Origin of the sequence: Streptomyces sp. NPDC012835, assembly GCF_042900885.1 — a bacterium.
Taxonomy (GTDB): Bacteria; Actinomycetota; Actinomycetes; order Streptomycetales; family Streptomycetaceae; genus Streptomyces.
In genome coordinates this window covers 236,314-253,786 of sequence record NZ_JBIBBW010000008.1, presented here as the reverse complement: position 1 = coordinate 253,786, position 17,473 = coordinate 236,314, and the positions used below count along the sequence as shown (strand labels likewise).

Annotated in this window: 17 protein-coding genes and 1 pseudogene; 1 reads left to right on the top strand and 17 read right to left on the bottom strand. The window is 72.9% G+C overall.

Features of this window, described 5'->3' with window-relative positions; genetic code table 11:
• Positions 1-205: 205 nt before the first annotated feature.
• The 15 genes and pseudogenes from dprA to ACFY6S_RS28310 all read right to left on the bottom strand — a co-directional run bounded on the left by dprA (position 206) and on the right by ACFY6S_RS28310 (position 11,609).
• On the bottom strand, positions 206-1,369 hold the full coding sequence (gene dprA, locus ACFY6S_RS28380; RefSeq protein ID WP_388814545.1) for a DNA-processing protein DprA: 1,164 nt from the start codon (positions 1,367-1,369) through the stop codon (positions 206-208).
• The gene (locus ACFY6S_RS28375) at positions 1,366-2,991 is read right to left on the bottom strand and encodes a YifB family Mg chelatase-like AAA ATPase (RefSeq protein ID WP_388814547.1); all 1,626 of its coding nucleotides are present in this window, start codon (positions 2,989-2,991) and stop codon (positions 1,366-1,368) included. Before ACFY6S_RS28375 ends, dprA begins: the two co-directional genes overlap by 4 nt.
• Positions 2,991-3,368, bottom strand: coding sequence for a YraN family protein (locus tag ACFY6S_RS28370; RefSeq protein ID WP_388814548.1), 378 nt, complete (start codon positions 3,366-3,368; stop codon positions 2,991-2,993). Before ACFY6S_RS28370 ends, ACFY6S_RS28375 begins: the two co-directional genes overlap by 1 nt.
• Before the next feature lie 126 nt (positions 3,369-3,494).
• Positions 3,495-3,803 carry a DUF2469 domain-containing protein gene (locus ACFY6S_RS28365; RefSeq protein ID WP_114621795.1) on the bottom strand — a complete coding sequence of 103 codons (309 nt, stop codon included), beginning with the start codon at positions 3,801-3,803 and terminating at the stop codon, positions 3,495-3,497.
• A 13-nt stretch (positions 3,804-3,816) separates the two neighbouring features.
• Positions 3,817-4,395 (bottom strand): NUDIX hydrolase, encoded by a 579-nt coding sequence (locus tag ACFY6S_RS28360; protein ID WP_388814550.1) that lies wholly within the window; start codon positions 4,393-4,395, stop codon positions 3,817-3,819.
• The gene (gene lepB / locus ACFY6S_RS28355) at positions 4,382-5,146 is read right to left on the bottom strand and encodes a signal peptidase I (RefSeq protein ID WP_388814551.1); all 765 of its coding nucleotides are present in this window, start codon (positions 5,144-5,146) and stop codon (positions 4,382-4,384) included. The genes ACFY6S_RS28360 and lepB (ACFY6S_RS28355) overlap by 14 nt, the downstream gene beginning before the upstream one ends.
• A gap of 85 nt (positions 5,147-5,231) precedes the next feature.
• The gene (lepB, locus tag ACFY6S_RS28350; protein ID WP_388817788.1) at positions 5,232-6,206 is read right to left on the bottom strand and encodes a signal peptidase I; all 975 of its coding nucleotides are present in this window, start codon (positions 6,204-6,206) and stop codon (positions 5,232-5,234) included.
• Positions 6,103-7,192, bottom strand: a pseudogene (gene lepB / locus ACFY6S_RS28345) (signal peptidase I). The gene lepB (ACFY6S_RS28350) and the pseudogene lepB (ACFY6S_RS28345) overlap by 104 nt, the downstream one beginning before the upstream one ends.
• Complete coding sequence (lepB, locus tag ACFY6S_RS28340; RefSeq protein ID WP_388814553.1) at positions 7,185-7,979, bottom strand: signal peptidase I; 795 nt, start codon at positions 7,977-7,979, stop codon at positions 7,185-7,187. The pseudogene lepB (ACFY6S_RS28345) and the gene lepB (ACFY6S_RS28340) overlap by 8 nt, the downstream one beginning before the upstream one ends.
• 72 nt (positions 7,980-8,051) lie before the next feature.
• A complete protein-coding gene (rplS, locus tag ACFY6S_RS28335; protein ID WP_388814555.1) occupies positions 8,052-8,402 on the bottom strand; it encodes a 50S ribosomal protein L19 in 351 nt (116 codons plus the stop codon).
• 129 nt (positions 8,403-8,531) lie between these two features.
• Positions 8,532-9,353 carry a tRNA (guanosine(37)-N1)-methyltransferase TrmD gene (trmD, locus tag ACFY6S_RS28330; RefSeq protein WP_388814556.1) on the bottom strand — a complete coding sequence of 274 codons (822 nt, stop codon included), beginning with the start codon at positions 9,351-9,353 and terminating at the stop codon, positions 8,532-8,534.
• Complete coding sequence (rimM, locus tag ACFY6S_RS28325) at positions 9,350-9,943, bottom strand: ribosome maturation factor RimM (RefSeq protein ID WP_388814558.1); 594 nt, start codon at positions 9,941-9,943, stop codon at positions 9,350-9,352. The genes trmD and rimM overlap by 4 nt, the downstream gene beginning before the upstream one ends.
• Positions 9,944-10,130: 187 nt before the next feature.
• Positions 10,131-10,370 carry an RNA-binding protein gene (locus ACFY6S_RS28320; RefSeq protein WP_020868149.1) on the bottom strand — a complete coding sequence of 80 codons (240 nt, stop codon included), beginning with the start codon at positions 10,368-10,370 and terminating at the stop codon, positions 10,131-10,133.
• A gap of 2 nt (positions 10,371-10,372) precedes the next feature.
• Positions 10,373-10,810, bottom strand: a complete 438-nt coding sequence (gene rpsP, locus ACFY6S_RS28315; RefSeq protein ID WP_388814560.1) for a 30S ribosomal protein S16 — start codon at positions 10,808-10,810, stop codon at positions 10,373-10,375.
• A 205-nt stretch (positions 10,811-11,015) separates the two neighbouring features.
• The gene (locus ACFY6S_RS28310; protein WP_388814562.1) at positions 11,016-11,609 is read right to left on the bottom strand and encodes a hypothetical protein; all 594 of its coding nucleotides are present in this window, start codon (positions 11,607-11,609) and stop codon (positions 11,016-11,018) included.
• Positions 11,610-12,271: 662 nt separating this feature from the next.
• On the opposite strand from ACFY6S_RS28310, the gene ACFY6S_RS28305 reads away from it, so the two are divergent.
• Positions 12,272-13,147 (top strand): class I SAM-dependent methyltransferase, encoded by an 876-nt coding sequence (locus ACFY6S_RS28305; RefSeq protein WP_388814563.1) that lies wholly within the window; start codon positions 12,272-12,274, stop codon positions 13,145-13,147.
• An 86-nt stretch (positions 13,148-13,233) separates the two neighbouring features.
• Here the strand turns inward: ACFY6S_RS28305 and ffh are convergent, their stop codons facing one another.
• Positions 13,234-14,772, bottom strand: a complete 1,539-nt coding sequence (gene ffh / locus ACFY6S_RS28300; RefSeq protein ID WP_388814565.1) for a signal recognition particle protein — start codon at positions 14,770-14,772, stop codon at positions 13,234-13,236.
• 223 nt (positions 14,773-14,995) lie between these two features.
• Positions 14,996-17,467: a [protein-PII] uridylyltransferase gene (locus tag ACFY6S_RS28295; protein ID WP_388814567.1), complete on the bottom strand. Its 2,472-nt coding sequence runs from the start codon at positions 17,465-17,467 to the stop codon at positions 14,996-14,998.
• Positions 17,468-17,473 lie beyond the last annotated feature (6 nt).

The window sequence follows — 17,473 nt, the reverse complement described above, 5'->3', positions numbered from 1 at the left end:
GGGTTCTGTCGGAGCCGGAATGCAGGTGAGCGTAGCGTGACTACGGGATCGCTCTGCGCGAGGGCAGGCGGCGGCGCCCGCCCCGGCACCCTCCGTCGGCCGCACCTTCGAGCAGGGGCCGACGTGGGTCGCGCCGGCCCTCCGGGTGCCGCCGGCGGAGGAGCGAGGATCATCCGCCTCCACCCTTTCACCCGAATGCCCCGGGTCAAGTACCGCCTCGCCGCACGGCACCGGCCGGTGTCGGCCGGGCCGTCAACTGCCAGCCGTCGCCGCACCGTTCGACGAACCCCAACGAGTGGAGTTCGTACAGCCTGCCGAGGGCCTCGTCCGTGGTCGTCCCGGCGCTCCGGGCCACCTCCCGTCCTCCGGCGGCGCCCCGGGCCGGCAGCGCCTCCAGCACCCGGGCGCTGGCCGGGTCCAGCAGGTCCCTGGCGAGTACGGGGCCACGCCGCGACGGGGCGAGTTCACCGATGTCACCCACCAGTTCCACCACTTCGGCCGCGTCGGTGACCAGCACGGCTTCCCCGCGCAGCAGTTCGTGCACCCCGGCCGACAGCCCGCTGGTGGCGGGTCCCGGCACGCCCATCGTGAAGCGGCCGAGCCGCTGGGCGCACCGCGCGGTGACCAGGGATCCGCTGCGGTACTCGGCCTCCACCACGACGGTCCCCCTGGTGAGGGCGGCGATCACCCGGTTGCGCAGGACGAACCTGCTGCGGGTGGGATGGCCGCCGGGCGGCAGCTCCGCGACCAGCAGGCCCTGTTCGGCGATGCGTCCGATCAACTCGGCGTGGCCGGGCGGATATGCCCTGTCCGCTCCGCCGGCCAGTACGGCGACGGTGGCCCCGCCGGCCGACAGCGCGCCCCGGTGGGCGGCGCCGTCGACTCCGAAGGCGGCACCGGACGTGACCACCCAGCCGCGCTCGGCCAGACCGGAGCCCAGAGTCGCCGCCATACGTGCCCCGTACGGAGTACACGCCCTGGCGCCCACGACGGCGACGGACCGCAGCGACCAGATCCGCAGATCCGGCCGGCCGCGCACCCACAGGCCGATGGGGCGGGCCGCTTCGAGGTCGTCGAGCTGGCTGGGCCACTCCGGGTCACCCGGGCAGACGAACCGCCCGCCGAGCGCCGCGATCGCGGCGAGATCGCGCTCGGGTACGGCCGTCTCGGCCCGGATCCGGTAGCCGCCGAGCCGTTCTCCGGTGACGCCGGTGAGCCGCTCCCGTCGGGCGTCGGGCGAGGTGATCAGCTCCAGCAGCGCGACGGCACCGAACCGCCGCAGCCACCGGCCACCACGCTCGTCCCCCGGCTCGAACACCCGGGTGAGTGCCGCTCGCGCCAGCCTCTCGTCCGCGCCGACGGACGTCATGACACGCCCCCGGCCACCGCGGTCGCGCCGCGCGCGACACCGGTACGCAGCTCCAGGGCGACCGCCACATCACGCGCCGCCGGGCGATCGCGCCCGGCCAGGTCGGCGACCGTCCAGGCCACCCGCAGCACCCGGTCCATACCACGCGCGGTCAGCAGCCCGCGCTCCAGATCCCGTTCGGCCGCGGCGAGCGCCCCCGGAGCGACCGGCCAGCGGGTGCGCAGCTCATGGCCGGGAAGCTCGCTGTTGACCGACCAGGGAGTGCCGTCCAGCCGCGCCGCCGACCGCGCCCTGGCCTCCCGCACCCGTTCCGCGACCAACGCCGTCGACTCCCCCCGGCCGGACCGTCCCAGCAGGTCCGCCCGGTTGACGGGCCGCACGTCGACGCGCAGATCGACCCGGTCGAGCAGCGGGCCCGACAGCCGTGACTGGTAGCGGCGGACCGCCGAGGGCGGGCATTCGCACCCGGCGCCGTGCAGCGTGTGCCGCCCGCACGGGCAGGGGTTGGCCGCCAGGATCATCAGGAAGCGCGCCGGCAGGCGCACCACCCCGGCGCTGCGCGCGACCACCACATGTCCGGACTCCAGCGGCTGGCGCAGCGCGTCCAGAGCGCGTACCGAGAACTCGGGCGCCTCGTCCAGAAAAAGTACGCCGCGGTGTGCCAGCGAGACCGCTCCCGGTCTCGGCAGTCCGTTCCCGCCGCCGACCAGCGACTGCATGGTGGCCGAGTGGTGCGGCGCGCAGTAGGGCGCGGTGCGCACGAGAGGCTCCCCCGGTGGCAGCATCCCGGCGACCGAGTGGACGGCGGTGACCTCCAGGGACTCCTGGTCGCTCAGCGGCGGCAGGAGGGCGGGCAGCCGCTCCGCCAGCATGGTCTTGCCCGCGCCCGGCGGGCCGTGGAGCAGCAGATGGTGCCCGCCCGCCGCTGACACCTCCAGAGCGGCACGGGCCGCCTCCTGCCCGGCCACGTCCGCCAGATCGGGCCGGTGTTCCCCGGCCCCGGTGCGGACGGAGAGACCGGTGCCCACTCCCGCGCCCGGGACCAGCAGCCCGGCGAGCGTCGGATCGGGGCGGCCCGGTTCGGATTCCGTCGGTTCCTCCGGCACCGGCTCGTCGGTCAGCACCGCGATCAGCTGCCGCAGGCTGCGTACCCCGAGGACCGACACCCCCGGCACGAGGGACGCCTCGCCCGCCGTCCGCTCCGGGACGACCACCTGCCGGTAGCCGGCCTCGGCCGCGGCGAGCACGGCGGGCAGCACCCCGCGCACCGGCCTGACCCGGCCGTCGAGCCCCAGCTCGCCGATCAGCACCAGGTCGGCGATGGTCGCGGGATCGATCCGTTCGGCGGCGCCGAGCACGGCGGCCGCGACAGCGAGGTCGAAGCCGCTGCCGCCCTTCGGCACGGAGGCGGGACTCAGTCCGACCGTGAGTTTCCTCTGCGGCCACTCCCCTCCCGAGTTCACGACCGCAGCCCTGACCCGGTCCCGGCTCTCCACCAGGCTCTTGTCCGGCAGCCCGACCAGGGTGAAGGCGGCGACGCCCGGCTCCAGATCGGCCTGGACCTCGACCACCACGCCCTCGACCCCGACGAGCGCCACCGAACACGCGCGGGCGAATCCCATCAGGCCACCCCCCGCACGTGCTCGACCACCGGGGCGCCCCTGCCGGGCAGCACCACTCCGATCAGATCGATGCGCACTCCGCCGGGCGGCGGGCCGCCGCACCGCTCCAGCCAGCAGGCGGCGAGCCGTCTGAGCCGGTCGGCCTTGGCGGGCGTGACCGCGGCCATGGGATGCTCGAACGAGGCGGCCCTGCGGGTCTTGACCTCGCAGACGACCAGCACCTCCCGGCCCCGGGACTCGACATCCCTGGCCACGATGTCGATCTCACCGGTCCTGCCGCAGCGCCAGTTGCGGGCCACCACCGTCATCCCCGCCGCGACCAGCCGCCGCGCCGCCAGATCCTCGCCGTACCGCCCGAGCGCACCCGTAGCGTTCATATCGGCACCACCTCCGGCACCGACTCTGACGCGGTTCCCCGGAGTCAGTGGATCTTGGTGGACAACTCCGGAGTTGTGGACAACTCGCTCATCCCTCGGGGTGAACGAGGCCCGGCCTCGGCCCGCTCATCCGCCGGGCATTTCGAGGTCGCTCTTGTTCAGCTCCTCGATATTCACGTCCTTGAACGTGAGCACGCGAACCTGTTTGACGAACCTGGCCGGCCGGTACATGTCCCAGACCCAGGCATCGGCCATCGTGACCTCGAAGAAGACCTCACCCTGGACGGAGTGCACCTGCATCTCGTAGTCGTTCGTGAGATAGAAACGCCGCTCGGTCTCGATCACGTACTTGAACAGACCGACGACATCTCGATACTCCCGGTAGAGCTTCAGCTCCATCTCGGTCTCGTATTTTTCGAGGTCCTCGGCGCTCATGGCATGTTCCCCTTCAGCCGTACGTCCCCCCATTGTGCTCCGGCCGCCGCGTCCCCCAGACGTTTTCGGGGGCGAGGACCACCGGCGCACCGGGCGGACCCTCGTCGAGCAGCGTGCGCAGCAGCCCGGCGAGCCTGGTCGGATACACCGTCTCACGCGCCGCCGACAGTTCGGCGGAGGTCCACCACCTCGCCCCGGCGACACTGCGCAGCTCCAGCTCGGTGAGCCCCGCCGGGGCGATCTCGGTCTGTGCCGTACGGGCCAGGAAGTACCATTCGTCCTGATCCCAGCGGCGCCCGTCGAACGGAAACGAGCAGGTCCGCTGCCAGAGCACCGGCCCCAGCTCCACCTGAGTGATCCCCGTCTCCTCGGCCAGCTCCCGCAGAGCGGCCTCCGCCCGGGTCTCGTGCCCCTCCAGACCGCCGCCGGGCGTGAACCACCAGTCGTCGCCCGGGTCGTCCGGCTCGTGGCCGTGCATCAGCAGAATCCGGTCCCGCGGGTCCAGCAGCACCACCCGGGCCACCTTGCGCGGCGCCCCGCCGCCCTCCGCACCCGGCCCGCGGGGCGGCCCGCCGCTCTCATCCGGCGTCATGCGCCGACACCTCCCCCTTGCGCCGGCCGGCGCCCCGCGAGCGGGCAACGAGCCCCGCGACCGGCCCGTACAGCGCACCGCCGAAGATCAGCACCACGCCCGCCGGCACCGCCACGGCGATCGTCCTCAACGGGCCCGGCGAGGAGATGCCGCCCGGCAGCGCCGCGAAGCCGTCCGGCCGGGCGATCGGACCGCCCCACGGCCACACCACGGCGTCCACGCGCGCGTCCACCGCCGAGCGCGGCACCGAGCCCTGTCCGGCGTCCTGGAGGTGGCCCCGCGAGTCCAGCGAGACGCCGCGTTCATCACCGAGCAGGAACAGCTGGCCCTCGGGCACCGTCGCGTCGAAGTCGCCGCTGGAGGCCCGGCCGCCGATCATGTCCTGGACGTACGGTTCCTCGACGGGCTCACCGTTGACGGTGAGCCGGCCGCCGGCGTCGCAGCAGGCGATCTTGTCGCCGCCGACACCGACCACCCGCTTCAGCATCGGCATGTCGCCCCACTGCTCGTCGGTGAAGACCACCACGTCGCCCCGGCGTACCTCGCCGCCGGATATCCGCTGGGCCAGCACCCGGTCACCGGCCTTGACGGTCGGGTCCATCGAGTTGGTCGGCACGGCGTACGGCCGGTACTCGACGGCGGCCCAGACGAATCCGCCGAGGAAGAGCACACAGCCGACGGCCACGGCCAGCCCCGACAGCACACTGCCGAGACGGCCGCGGCCGTCGTTCCCGCGCCCTGTCGCGCTCATCCCAGCACTCCCCCGGTCTTCCGGAGAACGGCCACCCCGCGCGGCGGAGCGTGTTCCCCGGACTTGGACGATCCGGGACGGCACCCTACCCGTCGGTCCGGGGGCGGGTCAGCCTCCTCCTGCGCCACAGGACGAGCGGGACCGCTCCGGCGAGGCCGAGGGCGCCCGGCACCGCGGCCGGGGCGACCGCGGCGGCGGCGCTCAGCCCCGACTGGTCGAAGGTGCCCGGCACCGGCAGCGTCGACCAGCGGTTGACGGGCCAGGCCACCACGAAGGCCCGGCCGACCACCTTGTCGTTGGGGACCGTGCCATTGCCGTCCAGCTCCTGGTGGTAGCGCGAGTCCAGCGAGTTCTGCCGGTGGTCGCCCATCACCCAGATCCGCTCCTTGGGCACCTTGATCGGCCCGAACGGCTTGTCGTCACAGGGGGTGTTGCCCGGGTAGATGAAGTCCGTCTCGTCGAGCGCGTGCCCGTTGACCGTGACCTTGCCGCCCTTCTTGCACTCCACCGTGTCGCCGCCGACCGCGATGACCCGCTTGATCAGGTCCTTCTCCTCGGCGGACGGCATCAGCCCGATGAAGCTCAGGAAGTGCTGCACCACGTTCGGCTCCACCGTCGGGGTGTCCCCGAGCCAGCTGTCCGGGTCGTGGAAGACCACGACCTCACCGCGCTGCGGCTCCGCCCCGAACCAGGGGGTCAGCTTGTCCACCAGCACCCGGTCGCCCCGCTGCAAGGTGTCCTGCATGGAGTCCGAGGGGATCGAGAACGCCTGCACCAGGAAGGTCTTGATCACCAGCGCGAGCGCCAGGGCGATCAGGACCAGGAGCGGCAGCTCCTTCCAGAACGACCGGGGCTTGGCCGCCGCGGGCGCGCCCTCCCCGCCGTCCCCGCTTTCCGCACCGTCCGCGCCCCGTCCGGCGGCGCCCGGTCCGCCGCCGCTCCGTTCACCGTCGTCGTCACCGAATCGCGCTGTCCGGTCCGTCACGGTTTCGGGCGACTCGGCGAGCTGCTCGCGTCCCTCCTCGGGATCGTCGTGTCCGGATCGTGCGCCGACCGCCACATCCCCCACATCCACTCCTTACTCCGTGCGAATACTCCGTGAGATCGCCTGCCCCGGAGACGGGACAGGCCCACCACTCCCATAACGAGCGGGAGTTCCGCAGGGCTCGGGAGCCGCGGCAATCCGTTCAGATCTCGCGGGGACACACTATTCGACAGCGCGGGCACCGGCGTCGGCGCGGGACTCGCGTCCGGGACGGAGGCGTAGGTGTCGCGCTGTTCGAGACCGGTCCAGTGGCTGAAGGGCCAGGCGATGTAGACGGCCCGGCCGACGACCTCGTCCTGGGAGACCGTACCGCTGTACTCCTCCTGGAGATGGAAGCGGGAATCGGCCGAATTGGACCGGTGGTCGCCCATCACGAAGTAGCGGCCGGGTGGCACGCTCACCTCGAAGGTGATGGTGGAGGGCGCGTCGCCCGGCTGGATGTACGGCTCGGTGAGCGGCATGCCGTTGACGGTGAGCCTGCCGTCCTGGTCGCAGCACTTGACGGTGTCACCGCCGACCGCGACGACCCGCTTGATCAGGTCCTGCTCGTCGGCGGACGGCAGCAGGCCGATGGAGGTGAGCAGCTGCTTGGCGCCCTTGATCACCGCCGGGGAGTCGTCCGGCGGTGGCTTCTCGTCGTCCAGCCAGCCGCCGGGGTCCCTGAAGACCATGACATCGCCGCGCTGGGGCTTCGAGCCGAACCAGGGCGTCAGCTTGTCCACCAGCACCCGGTCGCTGATCCTGATCGTCTGTTCCATGGAACCCGACGGAATGACGAACGCCTGCACCAGGAACGTCTTGAGGACGACCGCTATGACCAGCGCCACCGTGATGAGGATCGGGATCTCCTTCATCGCGCTCCGCTGGCGGCGCGCCTTGACCCGGCGGGCGAGTCTGCGCCGCTCGGCGCGCCCCGGCAGCGCCCGGCCCGTCGTGGGCCTGCTGCCGGTCGGGAGCCGGGTGTCGGCCCCGTGGGCCCCGGTGCGCCGCCGCCTACCCATGGACGCCTCCCGGGGCCGGGATATCCCGGAAGGTGTCCGTACGCCCCGGAGCCGTCCAGCGGGCCGGCGGCCAGCCGATCCAGTCGGCCCTGCCGATCACCCGGTCCACCGGCACCATGCCGCCGCCGGGCTCGCCGAGATGGTCGCGGGAGTCCCGTGAGTTGCCGCGGTGATCGCCCATGACCCAGAGCTTTCCCGCGGGTACGACGATGTCGAAGGGGACGGCGGAGGGCTCGTCCCCCGGATACAGATAGCGCTCCACGACCGCACGGCCGTTCACCTCGACCCTGCCCCCCTTGTCGCAGCAGACCACCCGGTCGCCTCCCACCCCGACCACCCGCTTGACGAAGTCGGTCTCGGCGGGCTCGGCGAGGCCGAGGGCCGCGGCCGCCCCGCGCAGCAGACCGGTGACGGGGTTCTCCCCCGGAGGCTCCCGCACGAAGGACCCGGTCCCGTCGAACACGACCACATCACCGCGCTCCGGCTCGGTACCGAAACGGTACGCCAACTTGTTGACGAGCACCCGGTCCCCCACTTGGAGGGTCGGCTCCATCGAGCCGCTGGGGATCAGGAAGGGCTGGAGCACGAAGGTGCTGAAGAGGAGTACGAGAACGGCGCAGGCAAGACTCAGCACACCGGCGCGCCGCCAGGACATCCCGGCGAGCCGCCGGGCCGCCGGGCCCTCTCCGGGACGCCCGGAAAAGCGCACGGAGCGCGACCGGTCTCCCTCCCCCTCGGGGGACGGGGACGAGCGGTCACGCTCCGTGTGCTGTGCTTCGGTGTCCATCGGGGCCAGATCTTATCCGGCGGCCCTGTGGACCCGGGCGGGAGTGGAACTCCGCGCCCTGTCGCGACGTGCTTACCTGTCGCGCTTCTCCTTGATCTTCGCGGCCTTGCCGCGCAGCTCACGGAGGTAGTAGAGCTTGGCGCGACGGACGTCACCGCGGCTCACCAGCTCGATCTTCTCGAAGATCGGGCTGTGGACCGGGAAGGTGCGCTCGACGCCGACGGAGAAGGAGACCTTGCGGACCGTGAAGGTCTCGCTGACGCCCGAACCCTGACGGCGGATGACGACACCCTTGAACTGCTGGATACGCGAGCGGTTGCCCTCGATGACGCGTACGTGGACGTTCACCGTGTCGCCGGGGCGGAAGGCGGGCAGGTCGCTGCGGAGCGACGCGGAGTCGACGGTGTCGAGCAGGTGGGACATGTGGGTCTGCTTCCTCGCTGATGCCACAGGTCATCAACGGATGATCGAGAGAGATTCGGGGTGCCGCTCACGTCGGGCGGGCGTCGTTCCCCCTGTGGCAGGGGCGCACGCCGGACGTACGGCAGCGGCCTATTCTTCCACGCCGTCCGGCCTGCGCCAAAATCGGCCGCCGGGCTCGGGCGACCAGCCCAGGATGGAGAGCGTCTCGCGGTCCTTCTTGTCGAAGGCCGCCGGGTCGCAACGCTCGATCAGATCGGGCCGGTTGAGCGCCGTACGGCGGAACGCCTCGTCCCGCCGCCACCGCGCGATCCTGCCGTGGTGGCCGCTGAGCAGGACGTCCGGAATGCCCCGCCCGCGCCACTCGGGCGGCTTGGTGTAGACGGGCCCCTCCAGCAGATCGGCCATGGCGCCGGGGGCGAAGGAGTCGTCGCGGTGCGACTCGGCGTTGCCGAGGACCCCGGGCAGCAGCCGGGCCACGGCCTCGGTGATCACGAGTACGGCCGCCTCACCGCCCGCGAGCACATAGTCCCCGATGGACACCTCCACGACCGATATCCGGGTCGCGTACTCCTCCACCACCCGGCGGTCGATGCCCTCGTAACGGGCGGGCGCGAAGATCAGCCAGGGGCGTCCGGACAGTTCGACGGCGAGTTCCTGGCCGAAGGGGCGTCCGCTGGGGGTGGGGACGACCAGGACCGGGCCCCGGGCGCCCGCCTCGTAGCCGTCGGCCAGCACCTCGTCCAGCGCCTCGCCCCAGGGCCCGGTCTTCATGACCATGCCGGGACCGCCGCCGTACGGGGTGTCGTCCACCGTGTTGTGCCGGTCGTGGGTCCAGCTCCGGAGGTCGTGCACATGGACGTCGAGCCGGCCGCTCGCGCGGGCCTTGCCGACGAGCGAGACGTGCAGCGGGTCCAGATACTCCGGGAAGATCGTGACGACGTCGAGCCTCATCGGTCGCCGGCCCCTTCGCGCCCTTCGCCCGCGCGCTCGGCGCCCTCGTCGGCGGTGTCCGTGCCGGCGGCGATCTCCGCGCGGTCGTCGATCAGCCCGGGGGGTGGGTCGATGACGGCCCGCTGCTCCTCCAGGTCGATCTCGGTGACGATCTCCTCGACGAAGGGGATCATCACCTCGCTGCCGTCGGGGCGCTCCACGATGAACAGGTCCTGCGAGGGCAGATGAGAGATCTCGGTGATCCGGCCGATCTCCGTACCGTCGGCCAGCACCACGTCGAGGTCCATCAGCTGATGGTCGTAGAACTCCTCCGGGTCCTCGGGGAGTTCCTCCGGGTCGACCTCGGCGATCAGCAGGATGTTGCGCAACGCCTCGGCGCCGGTGCGGTCGCGTACGCCGGCGAAGCGCAGCAGCAGCCTGCCGCTGTGCACCCGGCCGGTCTCGATCGTCAGCGGCCCGGCCGAGGCCGGCTCCGTGGCGAGTACGGCGCCGGGTCCGAGCCGCAGCTCGGGCTCGTCCGTGCGCACCTCGACGGTGACCTCACCCTTGATGCCATGAGCGCGGCCGATCCGCGCGACAACCAACTGCACGCTGCGCTGCTCCTTTTGCGGGCCGGACCGCCGTCCGCTGGCGCGGGGGGGGGTCCGTCCGCCGTGGTGGTTCCTCGATGGGTCACGGGCCGGGTCGGCCGATCACAAGCCGTCCGGCACCGGAAACGGACACGGGCCGGGGAGGGCCGCTGTGGCCTTCCCCGGCCCGTGCCGGTGTTCAGCGGTGTCAGCGGACCTGGTCCACGTCGACGAGGTCGACGCGGATGCCGCGGCCGCCGATGGCGCCCACGACCGTCCGCAGAGCACGTGCGGTGCGGCCGTTGCGACCGATCACCTTGCCGAGGTCGTCGGGGTGCACCCGGACCTCCAGCACCCGGCCGCGACGCAGGTTGCGCGAGGCGACCTGCACTTCGTCCGGGTTGTCGACGATGCCCTTCACGAGGTGCTCAAGAGCCTCCTCGAGCATGCTCAGGCCTCGGTCGACTCGGCGGCGGCCGAGGTCTCGGCCTCGTCCGTCTTCTTGTCGGCCTTCTTCGCCTTCGGGGTGATGGCCTCACCCTTCGGCTCGTCGCCGTCCTTGGCGAGCGCCTCGAAGAGGGCACGCTTGTCGGCCTTCGGCTCCGGCTGGAGCAGCGGCGCGGGGGCGGGCAGGCCCTTGTGCGCCTGCCAGTCACCGGTCAGCTTGAGGATCGCGAGAACCGGCTCGGTCGGCTGGGCGCCGACGGACAGCCAGTAACGCGCGCGGTCCGAGTCGACCTCGATCCGCGAGGGGTTCTGCACCGGGTGGTACAGACCGATCTCCTCGATGGCCCGGCCGTCACGGCGGGTACGGGAGTCGGCGACGATGATGCGGTAGTGAGGCGAACGGATCTTGCCCAGACGCTTCAGCTTGATCTTGACTGCCACTGGAGTGGTGTCTCCTGGTCTTGACGTGGTTGGGCACACCGGGATGCCGCGTGGGGTTGCGGTACCCGATCCGCCCGATGGACGCGTCAGCCGGAGGAGAGAGGGGTCCTGTGCGACTGTCGAGTACAGCTGGCCATTCTGCCACACCCGGGGCCGGGGCCTGACCCGGCCCCGGGCGGGGCGTATCCGTGCGTATCCGTGACGCTCAGCTCGCGGCGGCGACCGTTTCCGGGATGCGGAAGGGCTTGCCGCAGCCGCCGCAGACGATCGGCGCCTGGGCGAGGACCGACGGGACGACCCGTACGTTCCGCCCGCAGTCGCAGACCGCTTTGACGCGCACCCCTCCGCCGGAGGAGCCGTGCCGGGCGGCCGGCCCCCGGAAGCTGCGCTTGGTGTCGGCGGCCGTGGCGACGGTGTGCGCCTTGAGGGCGCGCTGGAGCCGCTCGATGGTCGGGCGATATCGGCGCTTGGCCTCGGGGCTGAGCGCGACCAGCGAGAAGCCGCTGCTGGGATGCGGCTCGTCGGGGTGGTCGAGACCCATCTCCTCGGCGATCGCCAGGAATCGGCGGTTGTGGTAGCGGCCCGCGCGCGAGGTGTCACGGACACCTCTGGCCGCGGCGATGCCGTGGACCGCTTCGTGAAGCAGTCGTTCGAAGGAGAGCTCGGCGCCACAGGCGGACGACGACTCTCCGATCAGGGACTCTGGCGCGGCAAGATCCGGCAGCTCGGGGTGGGACCGCTGAATGTCGGCCCACGCCTGTGCCAGCTCTGCGGCGAGAACAGGTGGTGTCGTGCTCACGTCGTGAACAACGAGCCGGAAGCCTCCCGGGTTCCATTACGGGGCATCCCAAATAATTTGCACGTACCCGTCAGTTGCCCTTGATGCGTCCCGACGAGGGCGGGTGCGTCGATCTGCGGAGAAAGCCGCGCAGCCCGCCGCAAGCCGGTACGTAGCGCCGGGTACGCGGCGGCGCGTAGACGATCTACGTCCAGTGGCGCCGGCGGCGGGCGGCGCGGGGCCGCGTGGGCGCCGCCGCGACGGGTCGGACGCGCGCCTCCGGCGGGCACGGCTCCCCACGGCGACAGTACCGGTGGCGGCATCCGTTTCGCGCACCGCCCCGCCCCCGGACACCCGGCCCCGCACCGGTGACCGGCCCGATGATCCTCACCCATTCGGCCTATTTCCATCGCTCCGGCGAGCGGCTTCGGCAGAGTCGGGCCCACGACCTCGGCACTTGTCGCACACCGGAGTCGCGCGCCCCTCCCGAGGCGACGGGAACAGGCCATTCGATGGGGGGCGCACGCCCGCAGCGCGCCCCCCGTGGCACCCGCCGTGCCCCGTCACCCACTGGACGCGGGCGCGGATGCGGAGTTCTCTGGCTTACAGGGGATGCGAGCGCACACACGGGGGGCCGGCACGCGGGCACGGCCAACACCTCTCGGCGGATTGGGGCGCTATCCATGACACGTACCCTCACCCAGCACCACCAGCGGCCGTCGCGTACGGCTCCGGCGCCCGTCGCGGACGCCGTCGGACGCGCCCGGGACTGGGCGGAGATCCAGGAACGGATGCTCGTGCCGCTCTACGAGGCGGTGTACGAACGCCTGGAGGTGCGCGCCGGGACCCGGGTGCTCGGGCTCGGCTGCGGCACCGGACTCGCCCTGCTGCTCGCCACCACCCGGGGCGCGCGGGTGACCGGGGTGGACTCCGACACGGAACGCCTCGCGCTGGCCCGGGAGCGGCTGGCCGCCGGCACGGACCGGGACGGGCCCGCCGCGCCGTCCGCAGACGCCGGGACGCTGCTGCCCGAGGAGCGCATGGCCGACGCCGGTGCGGAGCCGGGGCGTGCGCCGTACGACCTGATCACCGCGTTCCAGCCGATCGGCAGCGCGGCGGACGACGTCAAGGGGCTCGGTCCGGCCCTGCGGACGGCCATACCGCTGGCCGGTCGTGGCACCCCGGTGGTGCTGGCCGGCTGGGGGCCGCCGGAGCGCTGCGCCATGGACGCGGTCCTGCGGGTCGCGGGCCGGCTGACCGACCGGCTGCGCAAGGGCGGCTGGCGCCCGGCGCACCGGGACGACCTGGAGGACGTCGCGGCGCGCGCCGGTCTGAACCCGGACGGCTCGGGCCGGGTGGCGTGCCCCTTCGGGTACGCGGACCAGGACAGCGCCGTACGCGGACTGCTGTCGACCGGGGTGTTCGACGGAGCGATCCGGGCGACGGACCGGCGGCAGGTGGAGAAGGAGATCGGTGAGGCTCTCCATCCCCATCTGCGCCGCGACGGCACGGTGTGGATGCCCAATGTCTTCCGGTACCTGATCGCCAGAACGCCCTGACGGGAGCCCCGAACGTCACCGCCCCCGGCGGAGGTCCGGCCGGCGGCCGCCACCGGTGGCCCCGGCGCGCGGGGTACGGACCCCGTTCAGCCCATGAACTTCTTGAACTCGTCCGGCAGCTCGAAGGACTTGTCCGGCTCCGCCGCCGGCAGGGCGCCGCCCTCCGCGCGACGTGCCGCCGCCGCCTGCTCCTCGGCCTTGCGCTTCATCGGGTTGCCCGAGCGCTGCTTGCCCTTCGCCTGCTTCGTCTTCTTCTTCGTACGGCCGGGGCCGCCGCCCATTCCCGGGACGCCCGGCATTCCCGGCATGCCGCCGCCCTGGGCCATCTTGGACATCATCTTGCGGGCGTCGAAGAAGCGCTCGACGAGGTTCTTGACGGCGCTGACCTCGACACCGGAGCCCCGGGCGATACGGGCCCGGCGGGAGCCGTTGATGATGACCGGGTCCTGGCGCTCGGCCGGGGTCATCGACTTGATGATCGCGGCGGTGCGGTCCACGTCCTTCTCGTCGATGTTGTTGATCTGGTCCTTGATCTGCCCCATGCCGGGCAGCATGCCGAGCAGCTTGGAGATGGAGCCCATCTTCCTGACCTGCTCCATCTGCGCCAGGAAGTCGTCCAGGGTGAAGTCCTTGCCACCCTTGCTGCTCGCCAGCTTGGAGGCCATCTTCTCGGCCTCGGCCTGGCTGAACGTCTTCTCGGCCTGCTCGATGAGGGTGAGCAGGTCACCCATGTCGAGGATGCGGGACGCCATCCGGTCCGGGTGGAACGCGTCGAACTCGTCCAGCTTCTCGCCGTTGGACGCGAACATGATCTGCTTGCCGGTGACATGGGCGATCGAGAGGGCCGCGCCGCCCCGGGCGTCGCCGTCGAGCTTGGAGAGGACGACGCCGTCGAAGCCGACGCCGTCGCGGAACGCCTCCGCCGTGTTGACGGCGTCCTGGCCGATCATCGCGTCGACGACGAAGAGGACCTCGTCGGGGCTGACGGCGTCGCGGATGTCCGCGGCCTGCCGCATCAGCTCCTGGTCGATGCCGAGCCGGCCCGCCGTGTCGACGATGACGACGTCGTACTGCTTGCTCCTGGCGTACTCGACGGAGTCCTTCGCGACCTTGACCGGGTCACCGACCCCGTTGCCCGGTTCGGGGGCGTACACCGCGACGCCCGCGCGGTCGGCGACCACCGAGAGCTGGGTGACGGCGTTGGGGCGCTGGAGGTCACAGGCGACGAGCAGCGGGGTGTGGCCCTGGCCCTTGAGCCAGAGGCCGAGCTTTCCGGCGAGGGTGGTCTTACCGGCACCCTGGAGACCGGCGAGCATGATCACGGTCGGCGGCTGCTTGGCGAGGCGCAGGACGCGGGTCTCGCCGCCGAGGATGCCGATCAGCTCGTCGTTGACGATCTTGATGACCTGCTGGGCCGGGTTCAGCGCCTGGGAGACCTCGGCGCCGGCCGCGCGCTCCTTGACCTTCGCGATGAAGGCCCGGACGACGGGCAGCGCCACGTCCGCTTCGAGCAGGGCGATGCGGATCTCACGGGCCGTGGCGTCGATGTCCTCCGGGCTGAGGCGCCCTTTGCCCCGGAGGCTCTTGAATGTGGCTGCGAGGCGGTCGGAGAGAGTATCGAACACGGCGGTCGCGAATCCTCGGTGTCGGGAGCGGGTGGGGGCCCGTTCCGCGCGCTGCGGGACAGACCGTCCCCCAGGGTATCCGGCCGCGCGCGGTGCGGTCTGCCCCGTGGGTGGGTGGAGCGTACGACGGGGACGGGCGGGCGCCCTCCCCGGGTCGTACGGAGCGTGCCGGGCCGGGCCGGGCGGCGGTGCGTGGCACGGCGCCGCCCGGCACGGTACGCGTTCAGCCGCGCAGCGCCGTCTCGACCGCGCGCGCCAGCTCGGCGGCGTCCGCCGCCGGCAGGGGGCGACCGCGCCCGGTGGTGACGTAGAAGGCGTCGACGGCGTTGGCGCCCCGTGTGGAGACGTGCGCGCTGCGCACCCGTACCGCCGCCGTCTCCAGGGCGTGGCCGATGCGGTGCAGCAGCCCCGGCGCGTCCTGGGCGCGCACCTCGATGACGGTCGCGTGCCGGGAGGCGGTCGGGGCGACCGTGACGCGCGGCGGCGGGGCCGTCACGCCCCGGCGGCGGGGGTAGGCCGCCTCGCGCTCGGCCAGTCTGGCGCGGATGTCCAGGGAGCCGTCCAGGGCGCGTACGAGATCGGCGCGCAGCCGCGCCGCCTGGGGCAGGGAGCCGTACGCGGCGGCCACCCGCCAGCTCAGCAGCAGCACCTCGGCGGTGCCCAGCCCGGTGGGGAGTTCGACGGCGCGCAGATCGGCCGCGCGCACGGTGAGCCGGTGCAGGGCCAGCACCCCGGCGGCGGCGGGCAGCACGCCGGGCCGGTCGGGCAGGGCGATGAGCAGTTCGACGCCGACGGGCTCGGGCGCGGTGTCCGGTCCCCCGTCGTCCGCCGCCGGGTCCTTCGGCGGCTCGGTCTGGGCGTGCAGTGCCAGTACGGGACCGCCGGTGCGCAGCGCCTCGACGGCGAGGCGTTCCTGTTCCGCGCTGGGGGCGGCGGCCTCCGGTTCGGCGGGGTCGTCGCCCGCGAGGACGGCGGCGACCCGGGCGACGAGGTCGGTGACGAGCGAGGCGCGCCAGGACGACCAGGCGGCGGGGCCGGTGGCGAGGGCGTCCGCCTCGGTGAGGGCGTGCAGGAGTTCCAGCGTGGTGAGCGAGCCGACCCGGGCGGCGACCGAGCCGACGGTGGCGGGGTCGTCCAGGTCGCGCCGGGTCGCGGTGTCGACGAGCAGCAGGTGGTGGCGGACCACGGTGGCGACGACGGCCACGTCCTCGCGGTCGAAGCCGATCCGGGCGGCGACGTCGCGGGCGATGACCTCACCGGCCACGGAGTGGTCGCCGGGCCAGCCCTTGCCGATGTCGTGGAGGAGCGCGCAGACGAGCAGGAGGTCGGGGCGGCCGACGCGGCGGGTCAGGGCGGACGCCTGGACGGCGGTCTCGACGAGGTGCCGGTCGACGGTCCAGGTGTGCACGGGGTTGCGCTGGGGGCGGCAGCGGACCCGCTCCCAGTCCGGCAGCAGCCCGCTGATCATTCCCTCGGCTTCGAGCGCCTCCCAGACGGGGACGGTCGACTCGCCGGCGCCGAGCAGCGTGACGAGTTCCTCGCGGGCCTCGGCGGGCCAGGGCACCGGCAGCGGCTTGGCCGCTGCGGCGAGCCGGCGTACGGCGTGCGGGGAGAGGGGCAGCCCGGCCTGCGCGGCGGCGGCCGCTGCGCGCAGGGGCAGCACGGGGTCCCGCTCGGGCCGCGCGGCACGGGCGAGGACGACCTCGCCGTCCTGTTCGACGACGCCCTCGGCGAGCGGGGTGCGCTCGGGTGCGGGCTTGCCGCCGAGCATGGCCCGCAGCCGGGGGCGGACGGATCTGGAGCGCAGCACCCGGTTCACCTCGCGCCAGGTGACGTCGGAGGCGTACGAGACGGTGCGCGCGGCCTCGTACACCTGGCGCAGCAGGGCGTCGGCGTCGAGCAGGCCGAGTTCGGTGGCGACGGTGTCCTGCTCCTGGAGGGCGAGCCGGTCGGTGGCGCGTCCGGTGGTCAGGTGCAGGGCGTCCCGGACGTCGAGGAGCCGGCGGCGGGCGTCGGCGAGCCCTTCGCGGGGTGCGTCGGCGAGCCAGGAGGCGGCGACGGCGCGCAGCGCGGTGGCGTCGCGCAGGCCGCCTCTGGCCTCCTTGAGGTCGGGTTCCAGCAGGAATCGCAGCTCGCCCTGGCGCTCGGCGCGTTCCCGGCAGAGTTCGTCCAGGGCGGGGAGGCGTTTGGCGGCGGTGTTGCGCCAGTCGGCGAGGATCGCGGTGCGTACGCCGGTGACGAGGCCGAGATCGCCGGCGAGGTGCCGGGCGTCGAGGAGTCCGAGCTGCACCTTGAGGTCGTCGGCGGCGGCCCTGCGCACCTCGGCGGGGGTGCGGACGGAGTGGTCGAGGGCGAGGCCGAGGTCCCAGACCGGGTACCAGACCCGGTCGGCGAGGGCCGCGACGGCGGCCGGGGCCGATGTGCCGTCGTGCAGGAGCAGCAGGTCGAGGTCGCTGCGCGGGGAGAGTTCCCCGCGTCCGTAGCCGCCGACGGCGACGAGGGCCGCGCCGGGCACGGAGACCTCCCGGGCGGCGGTGGTGAACAGGGCGTTCAGCCAGTCGTCGGTGAGGCGGGCCAGCGCGGCACGGCGCGGCGGCCCGGACCGCGCCTTCTCCTGGAGGAGGCGCAGCCGGGCCGCCGCGTAACCGCTGGGTCCCGAGTCCGTCTGTTCGGTCGTCTCTTCGAGGCTCGTCACCCGGTC

Excerpts from the sequence above, each read along its gene's own strand:
- ACFY6S_RS28305 (WP_388814563.1), top strand. The coding sequence starts at position 12,272 with ATGACACGTACCCTCACCCAGCACCACCAGCGGCCGTCGCGTACGGCT.
- lepB (WP_388814553.1), bottom strand. The coding sequence starts at position 7,979 with ATGGACACCGAAGCACAGCACACGGAGCGTGACCGCTCGTCCCCGTCC.
- ACFY6S_RS28360 (WP_388814550.1), bottom strand. The coding sequence starts at position 4,395 with ATGACGCCGGATGAGAGCGGCGGGCCGCCCCGCGGGCCGGGTGCGGAG.
- ACFY6S_RS28375 (WP_388814547.1), bottom strand. The coding sequence starts at position 2,991 with ATGGGATTCGCCCGCGCGTGTTCGGTGGCGCTCGTCGGGGTCGAGGGC.
- trmD (WP_388814556.1), bottom strand. The coding sequence starts at position 9,353 with ATGAGGCTCGACGTCGTCACGATCTTCCCGGAGTATCTGGACCCGCTG.
- ACFY6S_RS28370 (WP_388814548.1), bottom strand. The coding sequence starts at position 3,368 with ATGAACGCTACGGGTGCGCTCGGGCGGTACGGCGAGGATCTGGCGGCG.
- dprA (WP_388814545.1), bottom strand. The coding sequence starts at position 1,369 with ATGACGTCCGTCGGCGCGGACGAGAGGCTGGCGCGAGCGGCACTCACC.
- ACFY6S_RS28320 (WP_020868149.1), bottom strand. The coding sequence starts at position 10,370 with ATGCTCGAGGAGGCTCTTGAGCACCTCGTGAAGGGCATCGTCGACAAC.
- rplS (WP_388814555.1), bottom strand. The coding sequence starts at position 8,402 with ATGTCCCACCTGCTCGACACCGTCGACTCCGCGTCGCTCCGCAGCGAC.
- ACFY6S_RS28365 (WP_114621795.1), bottom strand. The coding sequence starts at position 3,803 with ATGAGCGCCGAGGACCTCGAAAAATACGAGACCGAGATGGAGCTGAAG.
- lepB (WP_388814551.1), bottom strand. The coding sequence starts at position 5,146 with ATGAGCGCGACAGGGCGCGGGAACGACGGCCGCGGCCGTCTCGGCAGT.